Origin of the sequence: Rhodococcus sp. APC 3903 (assembly GCF_030407755.1) — a bacterium.
Lineage (GTDB): Bacteria > Actinomycetota > Actinomycetes > Mycobacteriales > Mycobacteriaceae > Rhodococcus_F > Rhodococcus_F erythropolis.
In genome coordinates this window covers 14,556-38,975 of record NZ_JASDCV010000011.1, presented here as the reverse complement: position 1 = coordinate 38,975, position 24,420 = coordinate 14,556, and the positions used below count along the sequence as shown (strand labels likewise).

Annotated in this window: 23 protein-coding genes; 12 read left to right on the top strand and 11 right to left on the bottom strand. The window is 62.0% G+C overall.

Features of this window, described 5'->3' with window-relative positions:
- Window positions 1-3: 3 nt before the first annotated feature.
- The gene (locus QMA15_RS16965; RefSeq protein WP_019745802.1) at window positions 4-1,236 is read right to left on the bottom strand and encodes a helix-turn-helix domain-containing protein; all 1,233 of its coding nucleotides are present in this window, start codon (window positions 1,234-1,236) and stop codon (window positions 4-6) included.
- 171 nt (window positions 1,237-1,407) lie between these two features.
- On the opposite strand from QMA15_RS16965, the gene QMA15_RS16960 reads away from it, so the two are divergent.
- Window positions 1,408-2,235 (top strand): SDR family oxidoreductase, encoded by an 828-nt coding sequence (locus QMA15_RS16960; protein ID WP_019745803.1) that lies wholly within the window; start codon window positions 1,408-1,410, stop codon window positions 2,233-2,235.
- On the opposite strand, the gene QMA15_RS16955 is transcribed toward QMA15_RS16960, so the two are convergent.
- From QMA15_RS16955 to QMA15_RS16935, 5 genes are all read right to left on the bottom strand, one after another.
- Window positions 2,236-3,447, bottom strand: coding sequence for a helix-turn-helix domain-containing protein (locus QMA15_RS16955; protein WP_279163446.1), 1,212 nt, complete (start codon window positions 3,445-3,447; stop codon window positions 2,236-2,238). It abuts the gene before it with no gap.
- Window positions 3,448-3,484: 37 nt separating this feature from the next.
- Complete coding sequence (locus QMA15_RS16950) at window positions 3,485-5,038, bottom strand: acetyl-CoA hydrolase/transferase family protein (protein ID WP_020909516.1); 1,554 nt, start codon at window positions 5,036-5,038, stop codon at window positions 3,485-3,487.
- Window positions 5,039-5,120: 82 nt separating this feature from the next.
- Complete coding sequence (locus tag QMA15_RS16945) at window positions 5,121-6,764, bottom strand: AMP-binding protein (protein WP_046379496.1); 1,644 nt, start codon at window positions 6,762-6,764, stop codon at window positions 5,121-5,123.
- A 14-nt stretch (window positions 6,765-6,778) separates the two neighbouring features.
- Complete coding sequence (locus tag QMA15_RS16940) at window positions 6,779-7,657, bottom strand: crotonase/enoyl-CoA hydratase family protein (protein WP_020971163.1); 879 nt, start codon at window positions 7,655-7,657, stop codon at window positions 6,779-6,781.
- Between the two features lie 45 nt (window positions 7,658-7,702).
- Window positions 7,703-8,296, bottom strand: a complete 594-nt coding sequence (locus QMA15_RS16935) for a TetR/AcrR family transcriptional regulator (RefSeq protein ID WP_020909519.1) — start codon at window positions 8,294-8,296, stop codon at window positions 7,703-7,705.
- Between the two features lie 123 nt (window positions 8,297-8,419).
- Between QMA15_RS16935 and QMA15_RS16930 the strand changes: the two genes are divergently transcribed.
- Window positions 8,420-9,061: a nucleoside/nucleotide kinase family protein gene (locus tag QMA15_RS16930; protein ID WP_060937807.1), complete on the top strand. Its 642-nt coding sequence runs from the start codon at window positions 8,420-8,422 to the stop codon at window positions 9,059-9,061.
- Window positions 9,062-9,238: 177 nt separating this feature from the next.
- Here the strand turns inward: QMA15_RS16930 and QMA15_RS16925 are convergent, their stop codons facing one another.
- A complete protein-coding gene (locus QMA15_RS16925) occupies window positions 9,239-10,873 on the bottom strand; it encodes a N,N-dimethylformamidase beta subunit family domain-containing protein (protein WP_060937806.1) in 1,635 nt (544 codons plus the stop codon).
- Between the two features lie 255 nt (window positions 10,874-11,128).
- On the opposite strand from QMA15_RS16925, the gene QMA15_RS16920 reads away from it, so the two are divergent.
- From QMA15_RS16920 to QMA15_RS16910, 3 genes are all read left to right on the top strand, one after another.
- Window positions 11,129-12,175 carry a LacI family DNA-binding transcriptional regulator gene (locus tag QMA15_RS16920; protein ID WP_020971166.1) on the top strand — a complete coding sequence of 349 codons (1,047 nt, stop codon included), beginning with the start codon at window positions 11,129-11,131 and terminating at the stop codon, window positions 12,173-12,175.
- 90 nt (window positions 12,176-12,265) lie between these two features.
- Entirely contained in the window at window positions 12,266-13,132 is an 867-nt protein-coding gene (locus QMA15_RS16915; protein WP_060937804.1) for an alpha/beta fold hydrolase, read from the top strand.
- A 336-nt stretch (window positions 13,133-13,468) separates the two neighbouring features.
- Complete coding sequence (locus tag QMA15_RS16910) at window positions 13,469-13,834, top strand: ANTAR domain-containing protein (protein ID WP_029537179.1); 366 nt, start codon at window positions 13,469-13,471, stop codon at window positions 13,832-13,834.
- Between the two features lie 136 nt (window positions 13,835-13,970).
- On the opposite strand, the gene QMA15_RS16905 is transcribed toward QMA15_RS16910, so the two are convergent.
- The gene (locus QMA15_RS16905; RefSeq protein WP_182261551.1) at window positions 13,971-15,305 is read right to left on the bottom strand and encodes an MFS transporter; all 1,335 of its coding nucleotides are present in this window, start codon (window positions 15,303-15,305) and stop codon (window positions 13,971-13,973) included.
- Window positions 15,305-17,020 (bottom strand): amidohydrolase, encoded by a 1,716-nt coding sequence (locus QMA15_RS16900; protein ID WP_029256542.1) that lies wholly within the window; start codon window positions 17,018-17,020, stop codon window positions 15,305-15,307. The genes QMA15_RS16905 and QMA15_RS16900 overlap by 1 nt, the downstream gene beginning before the upstream one ends.
- 224 nt (window positions 17,021-17,244) lie before the next feature.
- Between QMA15_RS16900 and QMA15_RS16895 the strand changes: the two genes are divergently transcribed.
- The 7 genes from QMA15_RS16895 (at window position 17,245) to QMA15_RS16865 (ending at window position 23,512) form a co-directional block, all read left to right on the top strand.
- Window positions 17,245-18,147: an Lrp/AsnC family transcriptional regulator gene (locus tag QMA15_RS16895; protein WP_019745816.1), complete on the top strand. Its 903-nt coding sequence runs from the start codon at window positions 17,245-17,247 to the stop codon at window positions 18,145-18,147.
- Window positions 18,148-18,226: 79 nt separating this feature from the next.
- Window positions 18,227-18,883, top strand: a complete 657-nt coding sequence (locus tag QMA15_RS16890) for a FadR/GntR family transcriptional regulator (RefSeq protein WP_021345902.1) — start codon at window positions 18,227-18,229, stop codon at window positions 18,881-18,883.
- A complete protein-coding gene (locus QMA15_RS16885; protein ID WP_020909528.1) occupies window positions 18,880-19,683 on the top strand; it encodes a class I SAM-dependent methyltransferase in 804 nt (267 codons plus the stop codon). The genes QMA15_RS16890 and QMA15_RS16885 overlap by 4 nt, the downstream gene beginning before the upstream one ends.
- 125 nt (window positions 19,684-19,808) lie before the next feature.
- Window positions 19,809-20,291: an acyl-CoA thioesterase gene (locus QMA15_RS16880; RefSeq protein ID WP_029256546.1), complete on the top strand. Its 483-nt coding sequence runs from the start codon at window positions 19,809-19,811 to the stop codon at window positions 20,289-20,291.
- 45 nt (window positions 20,292-20,336) lie between these two features.
- Window positions 20,337-21,617 carry an NAD(P)/FAD-dependent oxidoreductase gene (locus tag QMA15_RS16875; RefSeq protein ID WP_084325879.1) on the top strand — a complete coding sequence of 427 codons (1,281 nt, stop codon included), beginning with the start codon at window positions 20,337-20,339 and terminating at the stop codon, window positions 21,615-21,617.
- 69 nt (window positions 21,618-21,686) lie between these two features.
- Window positions 21,687-22,010 carry a DUF6292 family protein gene (locus QMA15_RS16870; RefSeq protein WP_019745820.1) on the top strand — a complete coding sequence of 108 codons (324 nt, stop codon included), beginning with the start codon at window positions 21,687-21,689 and terminating at the stop codon, window positions 22,008-22,010.
- An 80-nt stretch (window positions 22,011-22,090) separates the two neighbouring features.
- Entirely contained in the window at window positions 22,091-23,512 is a 1,422-nt protein-coding gene (locus QMA15_RS16865; RefSeq protein WP_019745821.1) for a DUF2252 domain-containing protein, read from the top strand.
- A gap of 4 nt (window positions 23,513-23,516) precedes the next feature.
- Here the strand turns inward: QMA15_RS16865 and QMA15_RS16860 are convergent, their stop codons facing one another.
- Window positions 23,517-23,774, bottom strand: coding sequence for a WhiB family transcriptional regulator (locus QMA15_RS16860; protein WP_269576725.1), 258 nt, complete (start codon window positions 23,772-23,774; stop codon window positions 23,517-23,519).
- 19 nt (window positions 23,775-23,793) lie between these two features.
- A complete protein-coding gene (locus QMA15_RS16855) occupies window positions 23,794-24,333 on the bottom strand; it encodes an HNH endonuclease (RefSeq protein WP_031333862.1) in 540 nt (179 codons plus the stop codon).
- Window positions 24,334-24,420 lie beyond the last annotated feature (87 nt).

Below are 24,420 nucleotides of genomic sequence, written 5' to 3'. Positions count from 1 at the left end.
GAATCACGGCGCCGGCGCGATGGTGGCTCCGTAACTCTCCAGTGCGATGAGGGCCAACTCCGTCGGCAGCCGACGCTGGTCGACGCTGCGACCCAGTAGCTTTTCGGCCTGATCGAGTCGATACCGCACGGTGTTCTTGTGCAGGCCGAGGGCTGCGGCAGTAGCGGCCGCGGTGCAGTTGTTCTCGTAGTAGACCCGGACGGTGTCACGGATGCGCGTCGTGACGCCGTCCGCGCCGGCCAGGCCTTTCAGTTCCCGAGCCACCAACTCACGCAGTTCGCCCAGATCTTCGGTGAGCAGACAGGGAACCTGAACATCCTCGTAGACGGTGATACCCGGCGAGCCCCCGGAACGGACCGCCACGCGCTGCGCGGCGAGCGCCTCGCGATGACTGCGAGCGAATCCTTCCATTCCGTAACCGCTCGCTCCCACTGCAACGCGAAGATCCGAATGCCGGGCATCAACATGTGACGCCCACTCCTGGCCGTCGAAATGCGCGACCCACGACCACAGCTCACGCGCGCCCGAAGGCAAAGTCAGAACACGCTCGCCGTTGGACTCGTCTACGAAGGTACGGGCATACGAGTCCAACCGCGCCAATACGTCTGCAGCCGGGTCGGTGTCGTCCGTCCAGAGAACAAACGCCGTGTGGTGGCGCCGCATCGGATAGTCCAGGATCCGGGACGCTTCGTCGGAGTGAAGGGCTTCGCCCGCGACAATCGCGTGCACCGTCTCGGACCGACGCGCAAAAGCGCCGCGCGCCAAGCTCTCCCGCTCCTTCGCGTACGTCGCGACCAACAATTCGGTGGTCACTTCCAGCCATCTCATCGCCGAACCCCACACTCGAACCAGAAGTGCGCGTTTGAGTTCCGGACCTATCGGGAGTGCTTCTATCGACTCGTCGACGAAACCCAGCATCGCGAGGCGTCCGGCGCCGTAGATCTTGAGCAGGACCCGAAGATCCATACCGCGCCGGGCGACGGTGAGTGCAAGCGCAACCGACTCCGCCGGCGGCGTGACCTCTTGGGAACCGCCCGCGATCGCCGCCACGATGACGCGGAGCTGCGCCGCGGTGCTCGCATCCACATCGCGTCGTAGCTCCCGATCAGCCGCTACCTCGGGATTGGCCTCGGCAATGGCGTCGTCGATGCGTTGGACGAAACCGTCGATCACCTCCGGCTGGAGATAGATGGGTGCGAGATTCGCAATCCAGCCGTCCAACTCCGATGTTTCCATGGCGCCTCCCCGAATTGTGACTTAGTCATAAATCTATCGCCTTGGTTCGGCCAACAAGCCCTATCTACCCAACTTCAACTGGTCCACAATCACATCTCACTGCAGTTTCACGTCGCTGCAGATTTACGTCACTGCAATCCCATCCCTCTAGTTTTTGGAGACGCTCGCGATATGAACAAGCCTTTCGACGGTCAGGTAGTGGTCATCACCGGTGGCGCCAGGGGCATCGGATACGCCACCGCGAAACGGCTCATCAGCCTGGGCGCGAGGGTCGCGATCGGCGACATCGACGAAGCCACTCTCGCGCAGGCTGCAAAAGATTTGGGCATCCGTACGTTCGGGCGTCTCGACGTCACCGACCCCGCGTCGTTCTTCGACTTCCTCGACACCGTCGAAGGTGAACTCGGCCCGATCGACGTACTGGTCAACAATGCGGGCATCATGCCGGTCGGACGGATCGTCGACGAGGACGACACCGTGACCAGACGCATCATCGAGATCGACGTCCTCGGCGTGATCACGGGAACCAAACTCGCACTGCGACGGATGCTTCCACGCGGACGTGGACACGTCATCAACATCGCTTCGCTTGCCGGCGAACTCCCGTGCCCCGGTCTGTCGACGTACTGCGGCGCCAAGCATGCGGTGTTGGGCTTCACCGATTCTGTCCGCAAGGAAGTTCGTGGCACCGGAGTGAACGTCTCGTCCGTACTGCCGACGCTCACCAACACCCAACTCACTTCCGGGACTTCGGGAATGAAGGGTTTCCGTGAGGTTCAGCCGGAGGAAATCGCCGAAGCAATCGTCGGCTTGATCACCAAACCTCGACCACGCGTGCGCATTACGCGAGTGTCCGGACTGCTTGTCCAGGCACAGGGTTTCGTGCCCCGACGGCCTTACGAGGCATTGAGCCGACTGTTCGGCGTCGAGACGCAGTTTCTCGGCGACGTAGACACCGCGGCCCGTGCTGCCTACGAGGAACGGGCGCGCACCAGCTGATCAGGCCAGCTCCGTGGCCGGCCAGTCGAGCAACTTCGCGCCCAACACGGCAGCGTGGAGCGCGAAGCTGTCGTTGGGGTCGTTGACGTTCTGGCCGGTGAGTTCACGGATACGGTCCAAGCGGTACGTGACCGCCCGGACCGACAAGTGCAGGTCTCGGGCGGTCTTTGCCGTATTGCCGCCGGCGGAGAAGTACGCGAGCAGGGTGTCGATCATCGGCCCAGCGCCGCCGCGCGCCTCGAGCAGCGGCGTGAGCAGGGTGTGGATCAGGTCGGTGACCGCCGGCCTGTCGTTGACCAGAACGCGGTAGACCAGCAGGTCACGAGCATCGATGATCGGTGCGGTCAACGACAGGCGCTGCGCCAGGTCCAGTGCGTCGAGCGCCTCCCGGTACGACGCCACGACGCCCGAAGCGGTGGTGCGAGGGCGCCCGACAGCGATCTGCCAGGTGCCGTCCAAAGCACGCCGCTGCAACTGAACTCGCCCGTCGTCATCGGTTCCCGGTCCGAGAGCCGACCGAATACCCGCCAGCACGTGATCAACGGCATCACGGTCCGGCGCCGCGAAAACGACGACCAGTTTGCCGCTCTTGCTGGCAACCAACGCGTCGGCGTCACCCTTGCTGCCGAGCACGGCACGTTCGACGGCCCGCACCAAGGGATTGTCGTCGGTGAACTCGCGCGTCGCGATCACGACCGCGACGGCATGCGGACCGCTGAGATGGAGCCCGAATCCCGAAGCACGACCTAACAATCCGACGACATCGGCTCCACCGGTCAACAGGTCGTCGACGAACTCACGGCGTGCCGATACCTGCGAGCGGACCAGAGAACGCCTGGCCAACTGAAATCCTTCGGCCAGTTCGGCGACGGCATCGTCGACGGCGCGGAGCATGACTTCGCCGGCCGAGACGACGGCAGTCGGATCCGATTGTGCCGCAATAACAGCGGGGAGCTCACGCCACAGGCGCCAAGCCGAGGAGAGATAAAGATCGAGCAAGGCTCGCAGGGCAACACCCTGCTGCGCCGCTTCTTCACCACGGGCGCGGAAACGATGCAGCTGACGACGCTGCAGCGGTTTTCCTTCACAGACAGCATCGCTGAGCACGTCGAGGAAATCACCCAGCAACTCGACGGGTAGGCCACCGGCGTCGTCCGCCCCTGCCGCGGCAACCCGGCGGATGGCGTCGTCAGGTACCCCGGTTCGGCTCACCCTCGCATTCTCTCACTGTCAGCGGAATTGCCCGGCGTCAGGAAAGGCGCATCGAACCCGTGTCGATGTACCGCTGATGGAACGAGAATGCCTCGCCCAGGATGTGCGGCGTCTGCCCCGCGCCCGGCTGAGCGTCGGCGCGAGCGATGTAATCGCGGAGCAGTGGCCGGAACTCCGGGTGAGCACAGTTGTCGACGATCAGGCGCGCGCGTCGCCGCGGAGACAGACCGCGCAGATCGGCCAACCCCTGCTCGGTGACCAACACCTGCGTGTCGTGCTCGGTGTGGTCGACGTGCGGAACCATCGGCACGATCGCCGAGATCTCACCCCCGCGGGCCGTCGACGGACTCAAGAACATGGACACGTAGCCGTTACGAGCGAAGTCTCCCGAGCCGCCGATTCCGTTCATGATCTTCGTCCCCATGACGTGCGTCGAGTTCACGTTGCCGTAGATGTCGGCCTCGAGCATGCCGTTCATGGCGATGATTCCGAGTCTGCGCACCACCTCTGGGTGGTTGCTGATTTCCTGCGGACGGAGCGTGATGTGGTTGCGGTAGAAGTCGATGTTCGCGGTCAGTTCTTCGATGCCCTCGTCGGTGAGCGCCAAAGCCGTCGACGACGCATGCGCGACGGTTCCGTCCTTGATCAGCTTGAGCATCCCGTCCTGGATGACCTCGGAGTAGCAGGTCAGGCCGCGGTACGGCCCCCGATCGAGACCGCCGAGCACCGCGTTGGCAACATTGCCGATGCCTGCCTGCAGCGGAAGCAAGGTATCCGCCGGCATCCGTCCGGCGCGCACCTCGAAGTCGAAGAATTCCAGGACGTGGCCGGCGATCGCCTCACTGACGGCGTCGGGTGCAGTGAGAGGGCTCGCGCTGTCTCGGCAGTCGGTCTCGACAACGGCCACAACCTTCGCGGGATCCACTCGGAATGTCGTCTGGCCGATCCGGTCTTCGACGCGGGTGATCTCGAGAGGCTTGCGATGCGGCGGCAACGCGGTGCCGTAGTAGACGTCGTGGATGCCTTCCATCGCCTCGGGCACCCAGGAGTTGACTTCGAGAATGACCTTGTCTGCGACGTCGAGCCACGTCTTGTTATTGCCGATCGACGCGGAGGGAATCAGTTCACCTGATTCGGTGATACCGGCGACTTCGACGACCGCGACGTCGACGTTGCCGTAGTAGCCCTCCCACACCTGCTGAGCAACGTGGGAGAGATGGATGTCGACGTAGTCCATGCGACCGTCGTTGATGCGGCGACGCGCGGTGGCCTCGGACTGATACGGCATACGCAGCGCGATTCCGTCGACCTCGGCGAGCAGCCTTTCGGTCTCGGTGGACACCGACGCGCCGGTCAGGAGATTGATCGTGAAGTTCGATCCGTTGCCCCGGGTGTGGTGAATGCGCTCGGCCAGCGCCGGAATGATGACCTTGGGAGTACCGGCACTTGCGAAACCGCTGATCGCGACCGTGTCGCCGGGGTGAATGAACTTCACAGCGTCGGACGCGGCCATCACCTTCGACGCAAAGGCTGTGGCGCGGATGCGGCTGGAGGTGGCTTTGTGTCCGGTTTCACCGAAGGTTGAACTCACGACACCAGGATAAACAGGGCACGTCGAAGCGATTTACGGGGATAACCCAGACAGAATCGCTCCGACGTGCTAGGGGCTCGGGTCAGCTGACGACGCCGTAGGCGCCCTCGCCGACCAGGCTCGCAATTCGATATTTCTGAATCTTGCCCGAGCCGGTCAGAGGAAATGCTTCTGCACTGAACCACTCCTTGGGTGCTTTGTGGCGTGCCAGTCGCTCGGTGCAGAACTCGACCAGTTCGGCTGCGGTCGGCTGGTCGGACTCGTCTTTCCACCTGATGACTGCAACCACCCGCTCGCCCCACACCTCGTCGGGCACACCCACGACCGCCACATCGAGGATCTTCGGATGCGTGAAGATCACGGACTCGACCTCTCGCGGATAGATGTTCTCCCCGCCGCGGATGATCATGTCCTTGAGCCGGCCGGTCACCCGGACGTATCCACGGTGATCCATCGTCCCCAAGTCGCCGGTATGCAACCAACCGTCCTTGTCCACGGTGGCGGCCGAAGCCTCCGGGTTGCGGAAGTATTCGGTCATGACGAGGTACCCGCGCGCGCAGATCTCACCTTGTTCGCCGAGTGGCACGCTGTCCCCGGTCACCACGTCGGAAATCTTCACCTCGACCTGCGGCAACGCGAGACCGACCGTCTCCGATTTGTCTTCAGGGGTGTCGGCGGGGCTGGTCTGCGTGATCACGGGGCTCGCCTCGGTTTGTCCGTAGACGATGCTGAACCCCGCACCGAAGGCCGATTCCACCGTGCTCACGAGTTCGGGCGGGACCGACGACCCACCCGACACGACCACCGAACAGGCCGAGAAATCGCGGCTCGCGAAGCTGGCGTCGTTGATCATCGCGATCAGCATCGTCGGAACTCCACTGACCACGTCGGCCCGAAAGCGTTCCGCCGCATCGAGAACCGCAGTCGGATCGAAATACTGGATCAGACCGATGGACATTCTTCGCTGTGCGGCGCCGAGGACCAGGATGCCGCACCCAGCGGTGTGAAAGAGCGGCATCGCCGAGACCACCGAACCCCGTTCGGGGAATTGACCTCTCCGACTGACGAAATCGGCATTGTTGACCAGTCCTCGGTGATGCAGCAGCGCACCTTTGGGAACTCCGGTGGTTCCCGACGTGTACTGGATCTGCGCATTGTCGTCAGGAGAGACTTCCGGCAGTGCGCCCCGTTCGCCGGCCCAACCTCGAACCTGACGATCCCAGTCCTCGAAGTTCACTGCCAGAACTTCTGCTCCCGCAATCGAAATCGCCTCGGATGCCACCGCTGCCATGTCGCCGCCGCGGAACTTTCCGGTGTGGAAGAGCCCGCGGGACTGGGACTGCGACAGGACGTACGCCAATTCCTCCGCACCCAATGCCGGATTGGCAGTCACCAGAACCATTCCGGCAAGCGCGGCGCCGTACTGCAGAATCATCCACTCCGGAATGTTCGGAGCCCAGACCGTTATCCGGTCGCCGCGGTCGAACTGCGACAAGAGGTAGTGCGCGCACCCCTCCGCTTCACCCAGGAGTTCCGCAAAGGTCCAGGTGCGATCCGTCTCGGAGGCACCGGACAACGAATGCGATTGCGCCGGAACTACTTCTCGGATAGCAACCAGGTTCGGCGAGTCCGCGGCGCACTCTCGGAGCAGCCCGCCGACCGTTTGTTCCACTATCGGGTCCGACACGTCCGCGGGGAAGTACGACGTTTCGAGAACACTGCTCATCTCACATCCACTTTCTATCGTGAAGGGGTGTCGGATTCGGGGAGCGGCCCGCCTCCGTCTGGAATCTTGCGGCCGGAATCGCGGTACTGCACCGCGGCGTGAAATCCGTCGCGTTCGGCAAAATCCTTGAACCAGCGCCCTTCCGGCGAGTGACGCGTAATTCCGTCGAACAGGGTTGCCAGCACCTGGGTGCCCTGCAACCCCATGTTGTCGTACGCCTGATTGATCATCATCTTCTGCATTGCCAATTGATTGAGCGGGACACCGGCGATGCGATCCGCCAACGCCTCCACCGCAGCGTCCAGTTCGTCGGCCGGCACCGATTCGAGCGCCAATCCCCAATCGGCGGCGGTGACACCGTCAATGGTGTCTCCCGTCAACAACATTCGCTTGGCGCGTTGCGCCCCGAGGCGGTACACCCACATAGCTGTGGTCGGGCAACCCCAGACGCGAGCAGGCGGGTATCCGATGCGGGCGTCGTCAGCCATGATCAGCATGTCGCAAGACAGCGCAATATCGCTTCCGCCTGCGACTGCATGACCCTGAACTTTGCAGATGGTCGGCTTGAGCGATCGCCAGAGGGTGAAGAAGTCATCGGTGTTCTGCTTCATGCCCCGAAAGTCCTTGATGGGGTCCCACACCGGGCCTTGATTCCACTTTCCGTCGAGATCTCCTTCGGCGAACTTCTTGAGGTCGTACCCGGCGCAAAACGCCTTGCCTGCGCCTTGCAAGATGATCACGCGAACGTCGTCGTCGTCATTGGCCGCCGCAACTGCATTTCGGATGTCCGACGGCATCCGATCGTCGATTGCGTTGAGCCGATCGGGGCGGTTCAGGGTGATGTACGCCTTACCACCAGAGGTCTCGTATTTCAGGGTCGCAAAATCTGTCATCATCGGTCCTGTCGATCGAGCGCATCTCGAACGAAACGAGTTGCGCTAGTTCTGGGTGAGCAGCAGGCGAACGACGCCCGCCCATTGACTGATCGAACGACGCGCAGAGGCATCGCTCTTGTGTACCGCCCGGGACAACGCCAAACCACGGAGCATCAGCACGGTTAGATCTGCAATTTGCGAATAGTTCTCGGAAGCAACAATTTCAGGCCCGAACGCGTCATGGACAACTCGCTGCAAATCCCGCCCGGCGACGCGCTCCGATTCGCGGAGAACCTCCGCCAACACCGGATCCGTCCGAGCCGCCGACCACAGTTCGAGTTCCGCTTGGAACGGCGGCTGAGTCAACGCCGAATACAAAGCGGAGATCGAGTTCTCGATCGTATCCACCGACGGGTCTTGTCGAGACATCGCCGACCTCACCGCCGCCTCGTTCCGCACGACGATATTCGACACCAACGCGGCAGTGAGCTCCTGCATATTCGGAAAGTGGTGCAGGAGAGCGCCCCGACTGACTCCGGCAGCCGTTTGAACCGACTGCGTCGTCAACGACGAATACCCGTCCGCTATCAGTAAATCCGTTGCCGCATCGAGAATCCGGTGGCGCGTGGCTTCGCGCTGCGCGTCACGCAGGGTCACGGTCACACCTCCAGCCTCTCGAGTGGCATGGCTCACAGTTTCACAGTCCATTCAGACTGTCAACGGTTGAAGACCTCCGGCGTACCCTCGATCCACCGGACCTCGGACTGATCGGAGCAACAAGTGAGAACCTCACCGCCGACCGTCTCGCTGACGCTCGATCAACTTGCCTCACGCGCCGCTTCACTGATCACCGACAACGGCCGATACATTCTCGGCATCGCGGGAGCCCCTGGAGCCGGGAAATCGACGGCTTCACAGGCAATTGCGCAGAAACTGGACTCACTGTGCACCGTCGTCGAGATGGACGGCTTCCACCTTGCCAATCGGGAACTCGACCGACTCGGCAGGCGTGGACAAAAAGGCGCTCCGGAAACTTTCGACGCCGACGGATACGCGGCGCTTCTACACCGCCTCCGATCCGAAGACTCCATTGTGTACGCGCCCGCCTTCGATCGCGAGATCGACGAATCAATCGGCAGCGCAACCGCTGTCGAGCCTCGAACGCCATTGATCGTCACCGAGGGAAACTACCTCCTCCTACCAGACGGCAGCTGGCCACAAGTACGAGCGGCGATCGACACCGTCTGGTACCTCGAGGTTCCGGAGGCGACACGCACACAGCGGTTGGTGAAACGCCACAGCCGCTTCGGGAGGAGTTCCGAAGCGGCCGCGGACTGGGTGAGACGGGTGGATCAACCGAACGCCGACGTAATCGCAGCGGCCAGGTCACGTGCGGATCTGATCGTGGAGATCCGCACGTGACTGTCGAAGTTCGGCAGCTCCCCACACCCACCCGTCATCCAACTGAACGGCGAAGACTACGGTAGTTTGGATTAAAAACCCTGGTCAAGTCGATTTAGTATCTCCATACATACGTACGTATGGATCCTCTTTCGGCCATCATCCTCGGGCAACAAACTCTACCGCTGGTCGCCGCCGTCAGTCTGGCTCCTCAGTGAAACTCGACAGTTGCGCAGCAAACAGATTCAGCACGTTTGCGGTTATTCGTTCGGTGAAAGGATCCCGGTGAATCAGTCCACTGACCCACTCGGTCGTCCCGGCATTGAAAACGGTTCCGAGACCGCGCCGATGTGTCGCCACCATTCCCGAACCGTATTCGAACTCGCGCAGATGCTCGGGGAGTTCTCTCCCATAGGCACTTTCGAAGATTCCCGACACCTCGGCGAGGGGCGCACCAATCGGAGCGGTGCCGTTCCAGTTGTCCCGTGACCCCGAAACTGCCGGCGCCATTGCGATGATTTCCAGATCCTCTGGTGCACCGTCGACACCGGTGGCGTACGGCAGACCCTTCCTGAACGTGTAGTCCGCACCGTCCATTGCGAAAGCAGCAATACAGACCGGCGCGATTCCGAAGTTGTCACCGTAATACAGGTCGGTTCCGTTCAATGCCCAATGATCGGGCCGGTATACGGTAAAGCCGCCGGATGACCTCGGAGCTGTTGCACCGTAACGGTTGTACACCCCCGCCATCGCAGTCAAACCCATCGTCCACGCGCCCGGCCGATCAATCTCGGGGGAATCCCATGCCGTGGTGACGCGGGTGGGGTCTACTTCTCGTATGGGATCGCCGAAGGGGTTCTTGTAACAAATCTGCGCGTCACCTTCGATGCGTACCTGCCACAGGAAGTTCCCGCCGAATCGCGCCAGGCCGCCTCCTCCTTCGACAAATGCGTCGAGACGATCACGCATTTCCCACGACCAGTACTCGTCGTGACCGACGACGACTGCACACGAATATCCGCGCAGCGCTGAAGGATCCTCATGTAGGTCGTGCTGGGTGATGTGGTGTACGAGAAACGCTTGCTCCTCCGCCCACACCGTGAACGGGCGTTCGTACGTCGCCCAGAATGCGTCGGCGTGATGGCGCGAGTATCCGTTCACCCAGGCCCATTCGTACGGCGGGTGCCGCGGAACCCATCCGATTCCCGGCATATCGGTGTGAATGTTTCGCGCTGCACCTTCGGGTTTGCGCAACATCCCGCGCGCGATGGGACGCTGCGTCGACGAAATCGGTGTCGCCACGTCGCCGAAACCGTCCGGGGCACCACGGAAATTGTTGGCTCCGCCCCAGTCGTTGTAGGCCAACATCGTGCTCGTGGTGTGGATGAGGACCATGTCAGCGTGCTCGGGTTCACGTGCCTTGACAATGAAGAAGCCCTCACGTTCGACGACCACACCTTCGTGGCGCATTCGAACCAGGATCAGGTACATCCCCGAAGCCCAATTCGGTGCAACGGTGAAGGCAACGGATTCCGACCAATCACACCCGGTCGCATAGGCGTCGTCGGGCGTCGACTGTTGTTTTCCTGGTAGCCCGATGTACTTGACGATGCTCTGTGGGCGCGCGCCGTCACGGACCACCTCGATGTCGTATTCGTCAGCGGTGGTGTGGACCCGCACCGAGACGGTATCGCCGGCGAAGTAGGAGAACTTGTCTGCGTAGACCCAGATCTCGGGTGCACCCGGAATCAATCCCGGCCGTTCGACCAAACCACCAGTGGCCGACCACGCGGCAGCAGCACCCGCGCGACGTGGACGGGTTTTCTCTCTCATGGGGTAACTCCGTGGATCGTCGTATTTAGGCGCATGGACTGGGAATGAGGGTGCCCGAGGTCGACCGAATTTCACTCGAAGTTGTCCCGGTGTTCTACGAGAGTGCCGAAACGTTTCGGCATAGTCAATAGCTTTGATGAAACGATTCGGCGCAATTTCTTCGACTGAACAATCGTCCGCCAGGTTCCCCCTGCCGAAACGATTGGGCGTTACTCTTGAGTAGAAACCGCCCAGCAACTAGAGGACGCGACCCCGATGATCACGCCGAACGTCCCGACGCTTCGCGATGTCGCGACAGCCGCCGGCGTCGCCGTGTCCACAGTTTCCTACGCACTCAACGGCAAGGGCAGAGTCGACTCTGCCACCCGGGCGCGTGTTCAAGAGGTTGCGGATCGCTTGGGTTACCGAGCCAATCGGTCGGCACAAAACCTTCGCTCGGGTCGAACCGCCACCCTCGGGTTGATGCTCCCGGCTCCGGACGAGCCTTCCTCGGCCGAGTGCCTCAACTTCGACTGGTACGGCCGTGTGGCGACCGCCGCCACACAGGCAGCGTTCCACGCCGATCACTCACTCCTGCTGTTGCCGTCGATGAAAGACCCGAACGGACTGCGTCGCATCGAGATGGACGGTGTGATCGTCGTCGACCCGATGATGCACGACCCTCGCGTCGACATCTTGAAGAAACTCGGAATACCTTCTGTCGTAGTGGGTCCCGGCAACCCTGAGCAATTCGGATGGAGTATTTCGCCGGATCTCTTCGCCACGACCGAAACGCTCTTGAACCACCTCACCGAACAGGGCGCAACGGATATCCTTGTCCTCAATCCCGGAATGGATTCGGCATGGACTCGCGCAACGACCATCGCTTACCTCGAATGGTGCCGCATCCACGGCGTGTCGCCCCGAGCCACCGACGACCTGGCGTCGTTCGAGGGCGTCAATTCCGTCGAACAACTCGTCTCCGCGGCATACGCGGCGACTCACAAAGCACTGACATCCGAGAATCCCCCTGACGCGATTCTCTCGGTCATCCTCGGTTGCGCCCCCGCCGCTGCACGAGCGGCGCTCGATCTCGGCCTGTCAATTCCCGGAAGTATCTTGATCGCCCAGGACAGTGACGAGCCCGCTCTACTGATCTCCGATCCCCCGATCACCGCCGTCGACTTCTTCCCCGAAGAACAAGCAGCTTTGGCGGTGGATGCACTGCTCGCCCTGATCGACGGTGACGAACCCTCTGCGCCGACCCACACGCGTAGCGAACTACGCATACGAGCAAGCACGGCGCATTCGCTCACCCCATGAATTCACTCGGCACCGATAGACTGATTTCCTGACAATCGTCCGTCGCAGACCGAGAGGAATCAAGCCATCGCGCACCGCTCCCGCGACCGCTTGGCCAGGTACCTCGCCGTAGCGCTCGTCTGCATCTTCACGCTCGTGATCTCGGTCGCCAGCGCCTCCGGTCTCGACCGCGATGTCCCTGCGGTACGCATCGCTTACGCTGCTGCCGCAGATACTTTCGGCGATCTGTATCTTCCACCCGGATCGGACGGCGACCTGCCAGTCGTCGTATTGATCCACGGCGGCGGCTGGGCGCAGAAGAGCAATCTGGAGTACGCGGGTGCGTGGGCAAAAACGCTGACCCCCTACGGAATTGCGGTCTGGAACATCGAATACAGACGTATAGGTGGGCAGGGCGGTTGGCCGACTACTCTCTCCGATACCGTTGCGGCGACCAACGCGCTTGCCGGCATCGTTCAGGAAAAGGCCTCCGGGCGACTGGATTTGGGTCGCGTGCACATCGCCGGATACTCCGCGGGCGGACAACTGGCCGCGTGGGTCGCGTCGCGACCACAACAGGACACGGATGCTCCCGCGCCTGACCTCACCGTGCCGATTCGTTCGGCGACGATCATGGCCGGCGTCTTCGACATGACACTCGCCGCAACCGCGGGCAAAGATCGATTTGTTCGAAATCTTCTGGGCGGCATGCCGGTCGATCACCCTGACCGTTACCGCATCGCGTCACCGATCGAACATCTCCCCACCGGGCTCCCCGTCACGGCGATCCACGGACTCGGCGACAAGGTCGTGTCGGTCGAACAGAGCCGGCGCTATGCCCGTGCCGCACGAGCAGCAGGCGACGTGGTCGATCTGATCGAACTACCCGGCGTCGGCCACGGCGACTTCGGAAACCCGACAACCAACGCCTGGGCTATCACCAAGCAAGCAATAATCGATCACGTAAACACTCCTTGAGCAGGTGAAACCGCCTACTGTGAGCATGATCGCCCGCAAAAGGATTAGCTGAAACCAACTCCATGACGTACGGTGGGGTTATCAGAGGGCAGCCGTCAGTCAGGCAGCCGGTCGCTTCGCCCGGAACGACAGTTCCAATATTCGTTCCAGGGGCAGACTTCCAGTTCGGTGCAAATCCGCGCCTTTGATCACTACGCACTTTCATCAGTCCCGCAGATTGTTGACCAGGCCGAAGGCTCCGACAGAGTCCGCCGCCAATCGCGTACCGACTGCACCAGTATCAACATGCGCTACACACCGCACGGGTCCAAAACCCATGTGGTTCAAAGGAATACCTTGTACAACACCATGATTCACCCCGACGACACGAACAACCAGACGAACAGTGTCCCGACAAACGGACTACGGATCCCGACCAATTCGGGCCGTCTCCGCGAACGGGCTCTCGAAATTGTCTGCACGCTCTACCGCTGCAGCACCGACGAAGCCGCCGACCTGCTGGTACGACATTCTCAGACCAACAACCTCAAGGTCACCAGCCTGATCAAGGCGCTTGTCGCCTTGATCGACGAGGACACCTCCGGCACGGGCTACGGAAGCAATAACGCGCTGGCGTCTCACTTCTGGCTTCGCGAGATCAGGAATCTCAGCCAGGCCCACCGACGCAGCGATCACTTTCACCGCCATCTCGTCGGCGCGTAACAGTCGCTGAACGACAACTGACCTGAAACGACAGCTGGGGCAGTACACGGAAATCGTGTACTGCCCCAGCTTCGTGTTTTCAGTTGTCAGGCGGAGGCCGATTCTCGGCAGTCAGGCGGAAGCCGATTCTCGGCAGTCAGGCCGAGGCCGATTCCTTGTTCAGGTCCTGCCGCACACCGTCGGTGTCGGTCGCCTCGTCCACATGCTGCGGAGCGAAGAGCAGGCAGACGATGCTCAGGATGCACATGCCGATCAGCAGTGCGATGACCGGCCAGATGCTGCCGGTTGCCTTGTACATCAGCGTCGAGACCAGCGGAGACAATCCGCCGAAGATCGCGCCGGCTCCCTGGTACGCCAACGAGATACTTGTGTAACGAGCCTGCGGCTTGAACATCTGTGAGAGAACGGCGGCGATCGGACCATACGTGGCAGCAAGCACCAGTCGCATGACCGCAAACGTCAGGAAGATCAGGAACACGGATCCGGACTTCAGCACCAGGAACTGCGGCGCTGCGAGTATTGCGACCGCAGCGAGACCCCAGATGACCACGCGGACGCGCCCCACCTTGTCGCCGAGCCACGCCACGCCCAGGGTCGCGATCAACTCGACCACCGCGGCGACACTGAGCGCGTTGAGAATCAGCGTCTCCGACAAGCCGACGTCGGGGTCGGTCGCGTATGCCGTGATGAAGGTCGTCACGAGGTAGTAGCCGCCGACTGCGACCGGCAGAATGCCGATGCCCAGGATGATCGGACGCCAGTTGGTCACCAGTGCGTACTTGAGCGGCAGCATCTCCGGGACGTCCGCGGACTTCACCTCGGACTCGAAGACCGGGGACTCCTCGACCTTGAGGCGAACCAACAAGCCGACGAGGATCAGCAGCGCCGAGCACAGGAACGGCAGACGCCAGGCCCACTCGCGCAGCGCGTCGTCGCCGAAGGTGGAGAGAATGCTGAAGAACCCGGTGGCCAGAAGGGCGCCGGCCGGGTTGCCCAGCTGAGCGAATCCGCCGTAGAAAGTCTTCTTGTCCTCGGGAGCATGCTCGACGGCCATCAGGACCGCGCCACCCCATTCACCGCCGACGGCGAAGCCTTGGACGAAGCGGAGCAGAACCAGCAGCAACGGCGCCCAGAACCCGATCGACGCGTAAGTGGGCAACATGCCGATGAGGAAGGTGCCTGCACCCATCAGCGTCAGTGTGACGACAAGTGCGGTGCGCCTGCCCATCTTGTCACCGACATGTCCGAACACGATTCCGCCGAGCGGGCGAGCGAAGAATCCGACGGCGTACGTCGCGAACGCCGCCGCAACGCCGGTCAGGCGATCGGTTCCGGGCGGGAAGAAGATGTCACCGAAGACCAGGGCGGCTGCCGTGGCATATACGTAGAAGTCGTACCACTCGATGGTTGTACCGACGAAGGCTGCAAATCCCGCCTTGCGGGCCTTCACGATCTGTTGCTCTCGGTTCATTACTTTTCCTCGGTGGTCGAAGTGCTCGACAATAGGTGGTTATGACCTGAATGTGCGAGTTCGCCGTCGATCCAGGTCTCCCGCACCTCGATCTGCGCAATCGCGTCGGCCGGAACCTCGAGGGGGTCCGCGCCCAGAATGACGAAGTCGGCCCGCTTGCCGACCGAGATGCTGCCAAGTTCTGCTTCACGGCCCAGCGCACGTGCACCGTTGAGCGTGTGAGCCTGCAGTGCCTGGTCGGCGGTGATGCGGAGTGCATCGGAGCCGAGCTGATGGCCTTGACGCGTCACACGAGTGACGGCTGCTTGAATTGCCTCGAGCGGCTTGGGCTCTGCGACCGGGGCGTCGGAGCTGATGGTCACGGGAACCTCGGCAGCGATGAACTCCCCGAGCGGGTTGAACCGCTCACCCGGAGTTCCGATCGCAGCGGTGACGCCCTCGCCCCAGTTGTAGTAGTGCTGCGGCTGGTTCACCGGGTACACACCGGCCAGGTTCATCCGGGCGATCTGCTCGGCCGTCGGGAGCCCGCAGTGCTCGATGCGGTGACGCGCGTCGGCGTCGGGGTGAGCCTTCTGCGCAGCTTCGATGGCGTCGAGCACCATGTCGATGGCCGTCGGTGACTGAGCGTGCGTGGCAGTCTGCAGACCCACGGAGTGTGCCTTGGCAATGAGCTCCGAGTAGTCCGCCGGCTCATGGTAGAGCTGCCCGGTGCGGCACGGGTCGCCCACGTAGCCGTCGGGGAAGTATGCGGTCCAGCCGCCGAGAGTGCCGTCGGCGTAGAACTTGATGCCGCCGAACGCGAGCCGCGAATTGCCGAAGGCGCCATGCATTCCCGTGTCGATGACGTGATCGAGGAGATGACTGAGCATGTACATGCTGACGCGGGTCTTGAGCTGATCCTGCTCGGCCAGACGCAGGTACATGTCGAATTCACGACGCGTCACCTGGCAGTCGCCGATGGTGGTGACGCCGCCGGCCAGGAACTTGTCCTGAGCGACCGACAGCTGGCGAAGGTGCTCTTCCGGCTCGTCCTCGAGATGGAAGTTGGGTCCGTGATGGCCGACCTTCACACCGTTGACACCGGTGAGGATGTTGCACGCGGCGTCGGACAGCTCGCCCGTCAACTCGCCGTCTGCATCTCGGAAGAACTCGCCACCGGCCGGGTTCTCAGTGCTCGCATCGATGCCGTGCTTGTCGAAAGTGAAGGAGTTGACGACGCCGCCGTGACCGCTCGCGTTCATGAGGTAGACCTCGCGATCGGTGGCCACCTGATCGAGCTCTTCCTTGAGCGGATGACGCCCTTCGATCAGGTTGCGGTGCTCATAGCCGTATCCGCGAATCGGGACACCTGCAGGAGCTGTGAGTGCCGCTTCCTGAAGCAGAGCAATGATTCCGGGAATCGAGTGCGCCTTCTCCGGCCCGCAGTCCACCCAGCTGAGCATCTGTCCGTACATCAACGGGTGTGCGTGCGGATCGACGAATCCGGGGACGACGGTGGCGCCGTCGAGTTCGACCACCGCGGTCGTGCGAGTGCTCAGGCGTCGCGCCTCCGTGCGGCATTCCTCGAGTGTCCCCACCGCGGCAAAGCGGTTTCCGAACACCAGGAACGCTTCGGCTCCCGCCGTGCTGTCGTCAACGGTGTGGATCTTGGCGCCGGTGAAGATCGTGGCGGTGGCGTCGAGCGGCGAGGCTTCGTGCGTGTGCAACTTGCGCATGGTGGTCCTTCGTCGAGATGGTGGTGCAGGTCACTGCGTGTTGAGCGAAAACTACGCCCCGACCTGGAGCTATGCAATGCATCAAAGTTTCAGACCAGGTGGCCCACAACTTTTTTGTACAAGTTTCCGAGCTTTTCTGCACTTATCCACATCATCTATGCCCACATGCGACTGTTCTAATAGGAAGCTCATACAGAAAAATCTCTGGAAAAGTTGGGGCATCCATGACGGTCGATCTCGATTCCAAGCTCATCGCTGCTCTTCAACGCAATGGGCGAGCGACGTACCGCGAACTGTCCGTGGCCGTCGATGCCCCACGCGCGGCAGTGTCCACCAGGGTGCAGGCACTACTCGACTCGGGAACGGTGTCCGTGGTTGCCGTCGCACACCCCGAACTTCTCGGCCTGAAGGCACTCGCACACGTGTCGATCGCCGTGTCCGGACCGATGACCCCGGTACTGGACGCGTTGATCGAATCCGAGGCTGCGGTCTACATCTCGGCAGTCAGCGGGCAGTACAACGTGATCGCGGAACTTCGGGTGTCCAGCCACGACGATCTGTACCGCGCCATCGCCGAACTCCGCTCACAGCGTGGCGTCAGATCCGTGAGCACGCTGGTCTACGTCGACGTCATCAAGGGAATCTTCATGCCCGAGACCGCTTTACAAGCCGACATCCGACTCGATTCGACTGACGTCACCTTGATCGAACTGCTCGAACGCAACGGGCGCATGCCATTTCTCGAGCTGGCCGAACACACCGGCCTGTCGCCGAGCGCTGTGCGCAATCGCGTCAATCACCTGATCGCGAGCACGGCACTGCGCGTCGGCGCTGTCGTCAAGCGGCGAGGTGGTGGCCGGACGCTGGCGATGGGCATCGGCGTCAATCTGGGCTCACGGGACGACAACGCGGTATCGGAGATCGAGTCCCTGCCCGGAATCGAATTCCTCGCGCGGACCCTCGGACGGTACGACGTGATCGCGACGGTCGCCGCCAACTCGTCCAACGACCTCCATGCCCTGTCCGAGCGAATCCGGGGCATCGACGGTGTCAGCGGCTTGGAATCGTGGGCGCATCTCGAGGTTTTCAAGGAGCACTACGCCCGCAGCCTGGACGTACGCGGATAATTCCCAAGTCATTGACCCACTCGTGAGAGCACGCTAACCTCGGACAAAGTCATTGACTCACTTACCCGAGGTGGCACACATGTCCGACTCCGGACGCAAGGTAGACATCGTCGCTGCGGCGATCGAGGACGCGATATCGACCGGCCGATGGCCCGTCGGATCGAAACTCCCGCCGGAGACCGCACTGGTCGAGGAATTGGGAGTCGCCCGAAACACCATGCGCGAAGCGGTACGGGCGCTTGCACACGCCGGAGTTCTGTCCGTTCGTCACGGTGGCGGCGTGTACGTCATGGCGGCGTCGCCGGTCGAAGGACTACTCGGGCGCAGGCTCGCCAGAGGTGACATTCTCGACGTACTGAGCTTGCGACGCGGACTCGAGGTCGAAGCCGCGCGACTTGCAGCGCAGCGCCACACCCCCGAAGATCTCGCGCGGATACATGCAGCCTGGAATGCCCACCCCGGTCACGTCGGCGGCTTCACTGTCGAAGCCGGCATGGCCCTGCACCTTTCGATCGTCGAGGCGTCCCACAATTCCGCACTGATCGACGTCTACCGGGGAGTCCTTGCCGCCGTGACGGATTCACTGTCCGCCGTCAGTGTCGGTCCAGGTTTCCACGTCGACGAGCACCGACCCTTGATCGCTGCCATCGAGGAACGCAACCCCGACGAATCAGCGCGCGCGGCGGGCGCAGCGCTCGATACGGTCATCGACGCAGTCGAAAGGAGCTTGGCGTGAATCAGGGAAACTGGAACGGTACGACGTATTCGCCTCTTGCCGAGCAACTCTCACCGGCATCGACGGAGGCACTGCGCTCGATCGGGCATGTGAGCACGGTGTACGACGTCTGCGCCGGAACCGGGAACTTTGCGCTCCCGGCGGCTCAGTCAGGCATGACGGTCCACGCACTCGACCTCTCCGCCAGCCAGCTCGAGGTCGCACGCAAACGCTGGATTCCCTACCCCGGCACTACCCAACCCACCTTCACGATCGGCGATGCGCAGTCTTTACCCTGGCCGAATTCGAGTGCCGACGCCTGCGTCAGCATCTTCGGGATCATCTTCTGCCCCGACCCCTCGATTGCCCTCGCAGAGATGATGCGGGTGACCCGGCCAGGCGGAAAGATCTGCGTCGCGACGTGGTCGGAGAACGGGTGGGCAGCAGCACTCCGCCGGGAGGCCGCCTCGGCGTGGAATGGCATCACACCACTACCGACGACATGGTCGAGCTCGAGCGAATTCGAGAAGGCAGCAGCCGGATTGGAGTCGGTGAGCTCGGCCTCCCACCTGCTCGAGTGGCAACTACCAGCCGGATCGGATCCCGTCGAGGAACTGTGCGACCAGGCACCGGCGTTGAAGAACTTTCGCGAGGCCGTTCGAAGCACAGGGAATTGGGCTTCGATGTCAGCGCACCTCCGCTCGACGCTCGAGCCCTATCTCAGGTCGAGTGCGCCAGGCCCCGTCGCCACCAGCGAATACATCCTCCACGTTGGCACTGTCCCGAACTCTGACACCGCGTTCTTCCGAACGCGCGGGTAACCCTCTTTGCCGGATACGGTCTCTTCACCGTCCACCGACCCGAAGAGGCCCGCTCGATGTCCGAATCGAACTCCCTGCCCGAATTGAAGCAAGCATCGCAGCAAGCATCGAAACAAACGTTGTCCATGACCGTCCTCATGACGCCGGACATGTCCAATTTTTCGGGCAACGTTCACGGCGGAACGATTCTGAAGTTTCTCGACCAGGTCGCCTATGCGTGCGCGAGTCGATACGCCCAGACGTACGTCGTGACCCTGTCGGTGGATCGTGTGGTGTTCCGCGAACCGGTGCATGTCGGAGAACTCGTCACGTTCAGCGCTTCCGTCAATTACACCGGGCGCACCTCGATGGAAATCGGAATACGCGTCGAAACCGAAGACATTCTTCTCGGAAAATCTCGACACACCAATAGTTGCTACTTCACGATGGTCGCAATGGGCAGCGACGGAAAACCGGCCGAGGTACCCCAACTGCGGCCGACCGGAACAATCGCGAGGCAGCGATTCGAGGCCGGTCGTCGGCGTCGTGAACTGCGCAGAGAGAACGAGCTTCGTGAACAGTCCATCCGGGCTGCAGTTCGGGACTTAACGCCCGAACACGATGACTAAATCCAGTCAAATTTAAGTTATAACCTTATGCATTAAACTGATCGAGTGACTTCGAAGGCACGGGAAAACTATGACGTTGTAATTGTCGGCGCGAGCATCGCAGGATGCGCGGCCGCAATCATGTACGCCCAGCAAGGTCTGCGGATAGCGCTTCTCGACGCTCGCTCCGACATCCGGGCGCACAAAGTCCTGTGCACTCACCACCTACAACCCTGCGGTGCCCCGATCTTGCAACGACTCGGCGCCACGGAAAAACTGCTCGCCCTGGGAATGGTGGAAACCGTTCCGAAATTCTGGACCCCGTGGGGAATGATCACCCCTGATGCTGAAGAGAACTCACCGCCGCCTGGATTCAACGTCCGAAGGGAAACTCTCGACCCCCTCCTGCGCCAACTCGCGAACGACTACCAGAACGTCGACCTTCTTCTCGGACATCGTGTTTCCGGACTACTGACCAAGAACGGCACTACTGCAGGCGTCTACGGCACCGAACAGGGTTCGGCCTTCACTGTCGAAGCACGATTGACCGTCGGAGCAGACGGCAAGGATTCGACCGTCGCACGATCCGCGCGTTGCGACTCGGTGAGTGCGTCCAACGGGCGCTTCAGCTACTTCGCTCAACTCTCCGGACTCGAACGACCCGACGGAGAATCTTCATTGTCGTGGTTCATGGATCCCGACGTCGCCTACCTGCTCCCCAACGACGGCGGGATCAGCGTGCTGGTCGTCTTCCCTGCCCTCGACAAGCTCGGCCCGTTCACTGACGACCTGTCTACTGCTTTCCTCGCGTACGCCAACGCATTACCCGGCGCTCCGCCTGTTCGCCGAGAGCACATCGTCGGGAAGATCGTTGGTACCAAACACTTCTCCACAACCCTCACCGACCCGGTAGGTAACGGGTTCGCACTCATCGGCGACGCCGCGGCAACCAACGACCCGTTATGGGGCATCGGATGCTCGTGGGCACTGGAGACCGCTCAGATGCTGGTCGACGCGACCGCCCAAATGCTGACGGAGACGACGTCACACACACTCGACTCGCATCGGAACGTGAACGCTGCCTTGGCCGAATACCGCAGTGCCAGAGCGAGTATGACGAAACACATCGATTACATGAGCGGTTACGCCGGTGGGCGAAAGTTCACCGCGATCGAACGTCTGCTCATCTCCGCGGCCACACATGACCACGACGAAGCCCAAAGGTTCTACTTGTTCGGTTCCCGGTTGATACCCGCCGAGCAGTATCTCTCGACTCGCTCGGTCGCGCGGGCAGCACAAAAACATCTCAGACACCGTCTGCGTCGTAGATCTGTGGCCGGGACGTAATCTGCCAAGCGTTTTTTCGGCGCCGGCAACGGGGAACCCTCCGATCGCAACCGAGCCGGAGGAGCGACCATGCGTGCACACATCGCCATTCCGAGTGAATCGACTTGTCACAGGTACGTAGTCGCCGTCGCCAGCTCCACCTTCGCCGAATCGGTCATCTGGTGCGACGGCCCCGCGTTCGACGCAGTACTCGTTCTGGGCAGCGAGATTCCGCAGCACAGTGGCCACCGAGCCGTACTCGCCTGGAATCACTACTTCGGGTGGGCGCTCGGCGTGGAAACGACACCGGATACGTCGTTCGCCGTTGTCGAATGCCTCGGTATCGGGAGAATGCCGGACCCGGAACTGTGCGCCGACCGCGCTGTCGAGTTGATTGCCCAGGCGGGTAGTTAAGGAACTCGTCGCGCGGCGCGCAATCCAGCGGGCATAGGATCGAGCGCGAGTTTCGCACGCCCGACGAAAGAGAGCCCGACATGGACCCGGTGAACAGGCCTGCCGGTCAGCTGGCTCTCGAGAACGAACCGGACGGCAGGGCGACTTTGCGGGCGCGTCAGACGCCCCGCAGTGAGCGTCGCAAAATCGGGAAGGGCCTGCGCAAGCGAGTAGCACGATCGTCGCTCGGTGACTGGACGCCCCCGCCCAACCGACGCGATCCGGTCGATCAGGTCAACACGGCACACGAGGGAAGACTCGACTGGTTGGTTCCGATTCGTGTGGGACGCATGGTCGCTTCACCGTACGGTTTCCTGCGCGGTACCGCCGGCTTGATGGCAGAGGACATGGCGCAGCTCCCGTCCACCGGCATCACTCCCGTCATCTGCGGGGATGCGCACGTCGGAAACTTCGGGTTCTACGGGTCCCCGGAACGCGAACTTGTCATAGACCTCAACGATTTCGACGAAGCACATCCGGGCCCCTGGGAATGGGACCTGAGAAGGTTGGCTGCGAGCATCTGGGTGGCCGGGCGGCAGAACGGTCTCACCGAAGCTCAATGCGAAACAGCGACAACCTCGTGTGTGTCCGCATATCGCCTCCACTTGGCAAAGCTTTCCGAGCGTCCACTGTTCGATCGCTCCTTCGACCGGGTCGATCTCGACGGACTGACCGACCACGTCACTGATCCCGGGTTGCTGGCCGAGATCCGACGCGCCGCGGAGCGCGCCCGACGGCGTACGAGCGATCACGCGGTTCCCCGGTTCACTGTCGAGGATCACGGACGGCGCCAGTTGGTCGAGAACCCGCCGCTCACAACACGACTCACGCCGCAGGACACCGACTTCCTCCTGGAGGGTCTGGACGAGTATCTCGAAACCCTTGCACCACACTGGCGCCGAGTCGTCTCGGGATACAACGTCATCGACGTTGCGCACCGAGTTGTCGGAGTCGGAAGCGTCGCTCTGCGTGCGTATGTCGCCCTGTGCGAAGGGAGCATCCCGGACGACGTCATCTTCTTGCAGCTCAAGCAGGCTCGCCGATCCGTCGTCGCCCCCTTCGTGCACGGTGACTCGGCCTGGCACGACCATCAAGGACGACGCGTCGCGGAATACCAGCAGGCTCTCCAGACAGTCAGTGATCCACTGCTCGGGTGGTGCACCGTGGACGACCGCCAGTACTACGTCCGTCAGTTCCGGAACATGAAAGGTTCTGTGGACCTGAACAATATCGATGCAGCAGCCTTGACCGACTATGTCGCGATCTGCGGTCGCCTACTGGCCAAGGGACATGCACGAACCAGTGGCGCGTCACTGATTTCCGGTTACCTGGGAACCTCGGACACGGTCGACACCGCCCTCACCCGGTTTGCTCGGCTCTATGCCGATCAAACCGAACGTGACCACGACGCTCTGTGCCGGGCGGTATCGGCCGGTACGATCGCCGCGGAGCCGGGAATCTGATCCCTCACGCCGCGACGATCCTGCCCTGCTCGAACTTCACTCCTCCCCAGATTCCGGTCTGGCCAGTGGCAGAGGCGAATTCGCGACACGATTCCGCAATCGGGCACCTGTTGCACACGTCGGTCGCGTAGTCGTATCCTTCGGACGGAAAGGGAAACCAGCGGTCCGGCTCGGGGTCTCCTCGACATTCCGCCTGCCACCAGGTTCGGTCGTCCGAGATCGGCAGAAGCTCAACCAGATTCGAGATTTCGTCAGCGCACATCACTTACTCCTTTCGACCGTCACGTCCGACTCAATTCACGCCAGATCTTCTGCTGCACTTTCTCGATGCGTCGAGGTGCCTTCGGTTCCCACAGCAGCCGCATGCCGGCCTCAGCCGGTGTGCGATCCGCTTTGCGCTGATTGCAGGAACTGCAGCACGCCACCAGATTCCCCCACGTGTTGGGCCCGTTGCGGCTTCGCGGCTGGACGTGGTCGATGGTCGTTGCTCTGGCGGCGCAGTACGCACATTGACGACCGTCCCGGTCGAAGATGCCGGCGAAGGTCGCTCGGCTGGAATCGGTGACCGTAACCCGGTGGGCGACATACACGTACTCGGCAAGCAGGATCGTCCGAGGCAGTGGGATCTCGACGTGCTTGGAGCGCACCGGAAATATCGGGATCACGTCTTCGGTGGACTGCGCGGAACCGGTGGCGATCAGGACGACCGCACGATCGGCGCTCACTTCACCGAGGTACTCGTACGTTGCGTTGAGTACCCGGACGGACCGGTTCATCCAACTGTGAGAAGCGGCGGTAGATGCGCGGTTCGGGTTCCGCATGAGACGTCTCAGTTCATGTCGAGGAGTGGAACTCCTGGACGTGAAGACGGGTCAGGAGCAAATGCAAGAAACGGGGAACGGCATATA

What these genes read in the sequence shown, in the direction of transcription:
- QMA15_RS16965 (WP_019745802.1), bottom strand. Translation starts at nt 1,236, where the DNA reads ATGGAAACATCGGAGTTGGACGGCTGGATTGCGAATCTCGCACCCATC.
- QMA15_RS16960 (WP_019745803.1), top strand. Translation starts at nt 1,408, where the DNA reads ATGAACAAGCCTTTCGACGGTCAGGTAGTGGTCATCACCGGTGGCGCC.
- QMA15_RS16945 (WP_046379496.1), bottom strand. Translation starts at nt 6,764, where the DNA reads ATGAGCAGTGTTCTCGAAACGTCGTACTTCCCCGCGGACGTGTCGGAC.
- QMA15_RS16940 (WP_020971163.1), bottom strand. Translation starts at nt 7,657, where the DNA reads ATGACAGATTTTGCGACCCTGAAATACGAGACCTCTGGTGGTAAGGCG.
- QMA15_RS16925 (WP_060937806.1), bottom strand. Translation starts at nt 10,873, where the DNA reads ATGAGAGAGAAAACCCGTCCACGTCGCGCGGGTGCTGCTGCCGCGTGG.
- QMA15_RS16920 (WP_020971166.1), top strand. Translation starts at nt 11,129, where the DNA reads ATGATCACGCCGAACGTCCCGACGCTTCGCGATGTCGCGACAGCCGCC.
- QMA15_RS16905 (WP_182261551.1), bottom strand. Translation starts at nt 15,305, where the DNA reads ATGAACCGAGAGCAACAGATCGTGAAGGCCCGCAAGGCGGGATTTGCA.
- QMA15_RS16900 (WP_029256542.1), bottom strand. Translation starts at nt 17,020, where the DNA reads ATGCGCAAGTTGCACACGCACGAAGCCTCGCCGCTCGACGCCACCGCC.
- QMA15_RS16895 (WP_019745816.1), top strand. Translation starts at nt 17,245, where the DNA reads ATGACGGTCGATCTCGATTCCAAGCTCATCGCTGCTCTTCAACGCAAT.
- QMA15_RS16890 (WP_021345902.1), top strand. Translation starts at nt 18,227, where the DNA reads ATGTCCGACTCCGGACGCAAGGTAGACATCGTCGCTGCGGCGATCGAG.
- QMA15_RS16880 (WP_029256546.1), top strand. Translation starts at nt 19,809, where the DNA reads ATGACCGTCCTCATGACGCCGGACATGTCCAATTTTTCGGGCAACGTT.
- QMA15_RS16870 (WP_019745820.1), top strand. Translation starts at nt 21,687, where the DNA reads ATGCGTGCACACATCGCCATTCCGAGTGAATCGACTTGTCACAGGTAC.
- QMA15_RS16865 (WP_019745821.1), top strand. Translation starts at nt 22,091, where the DNA reads ATGGACCCGGTGAACAGGCCTGCCGGTCAGCTGGCTCTCGAGAACGAA.
- QMA15_RS16860 (WP_269576725.1), bottom strand. Translation starts at nt 23,774, where the DNA reads ATGTGCGCTGACGAAATCTCGAATCTGGTTGAGCTTCTGCCGATCTCG.
- QMA15_RS16855 (WP_031333862.1), bottom strand. Translation starts at nt 24,333, where the DNA reads ATGCGGAACCCGAACCGCGCATCTACCGCCGCTTCTCACAGTTGGATG.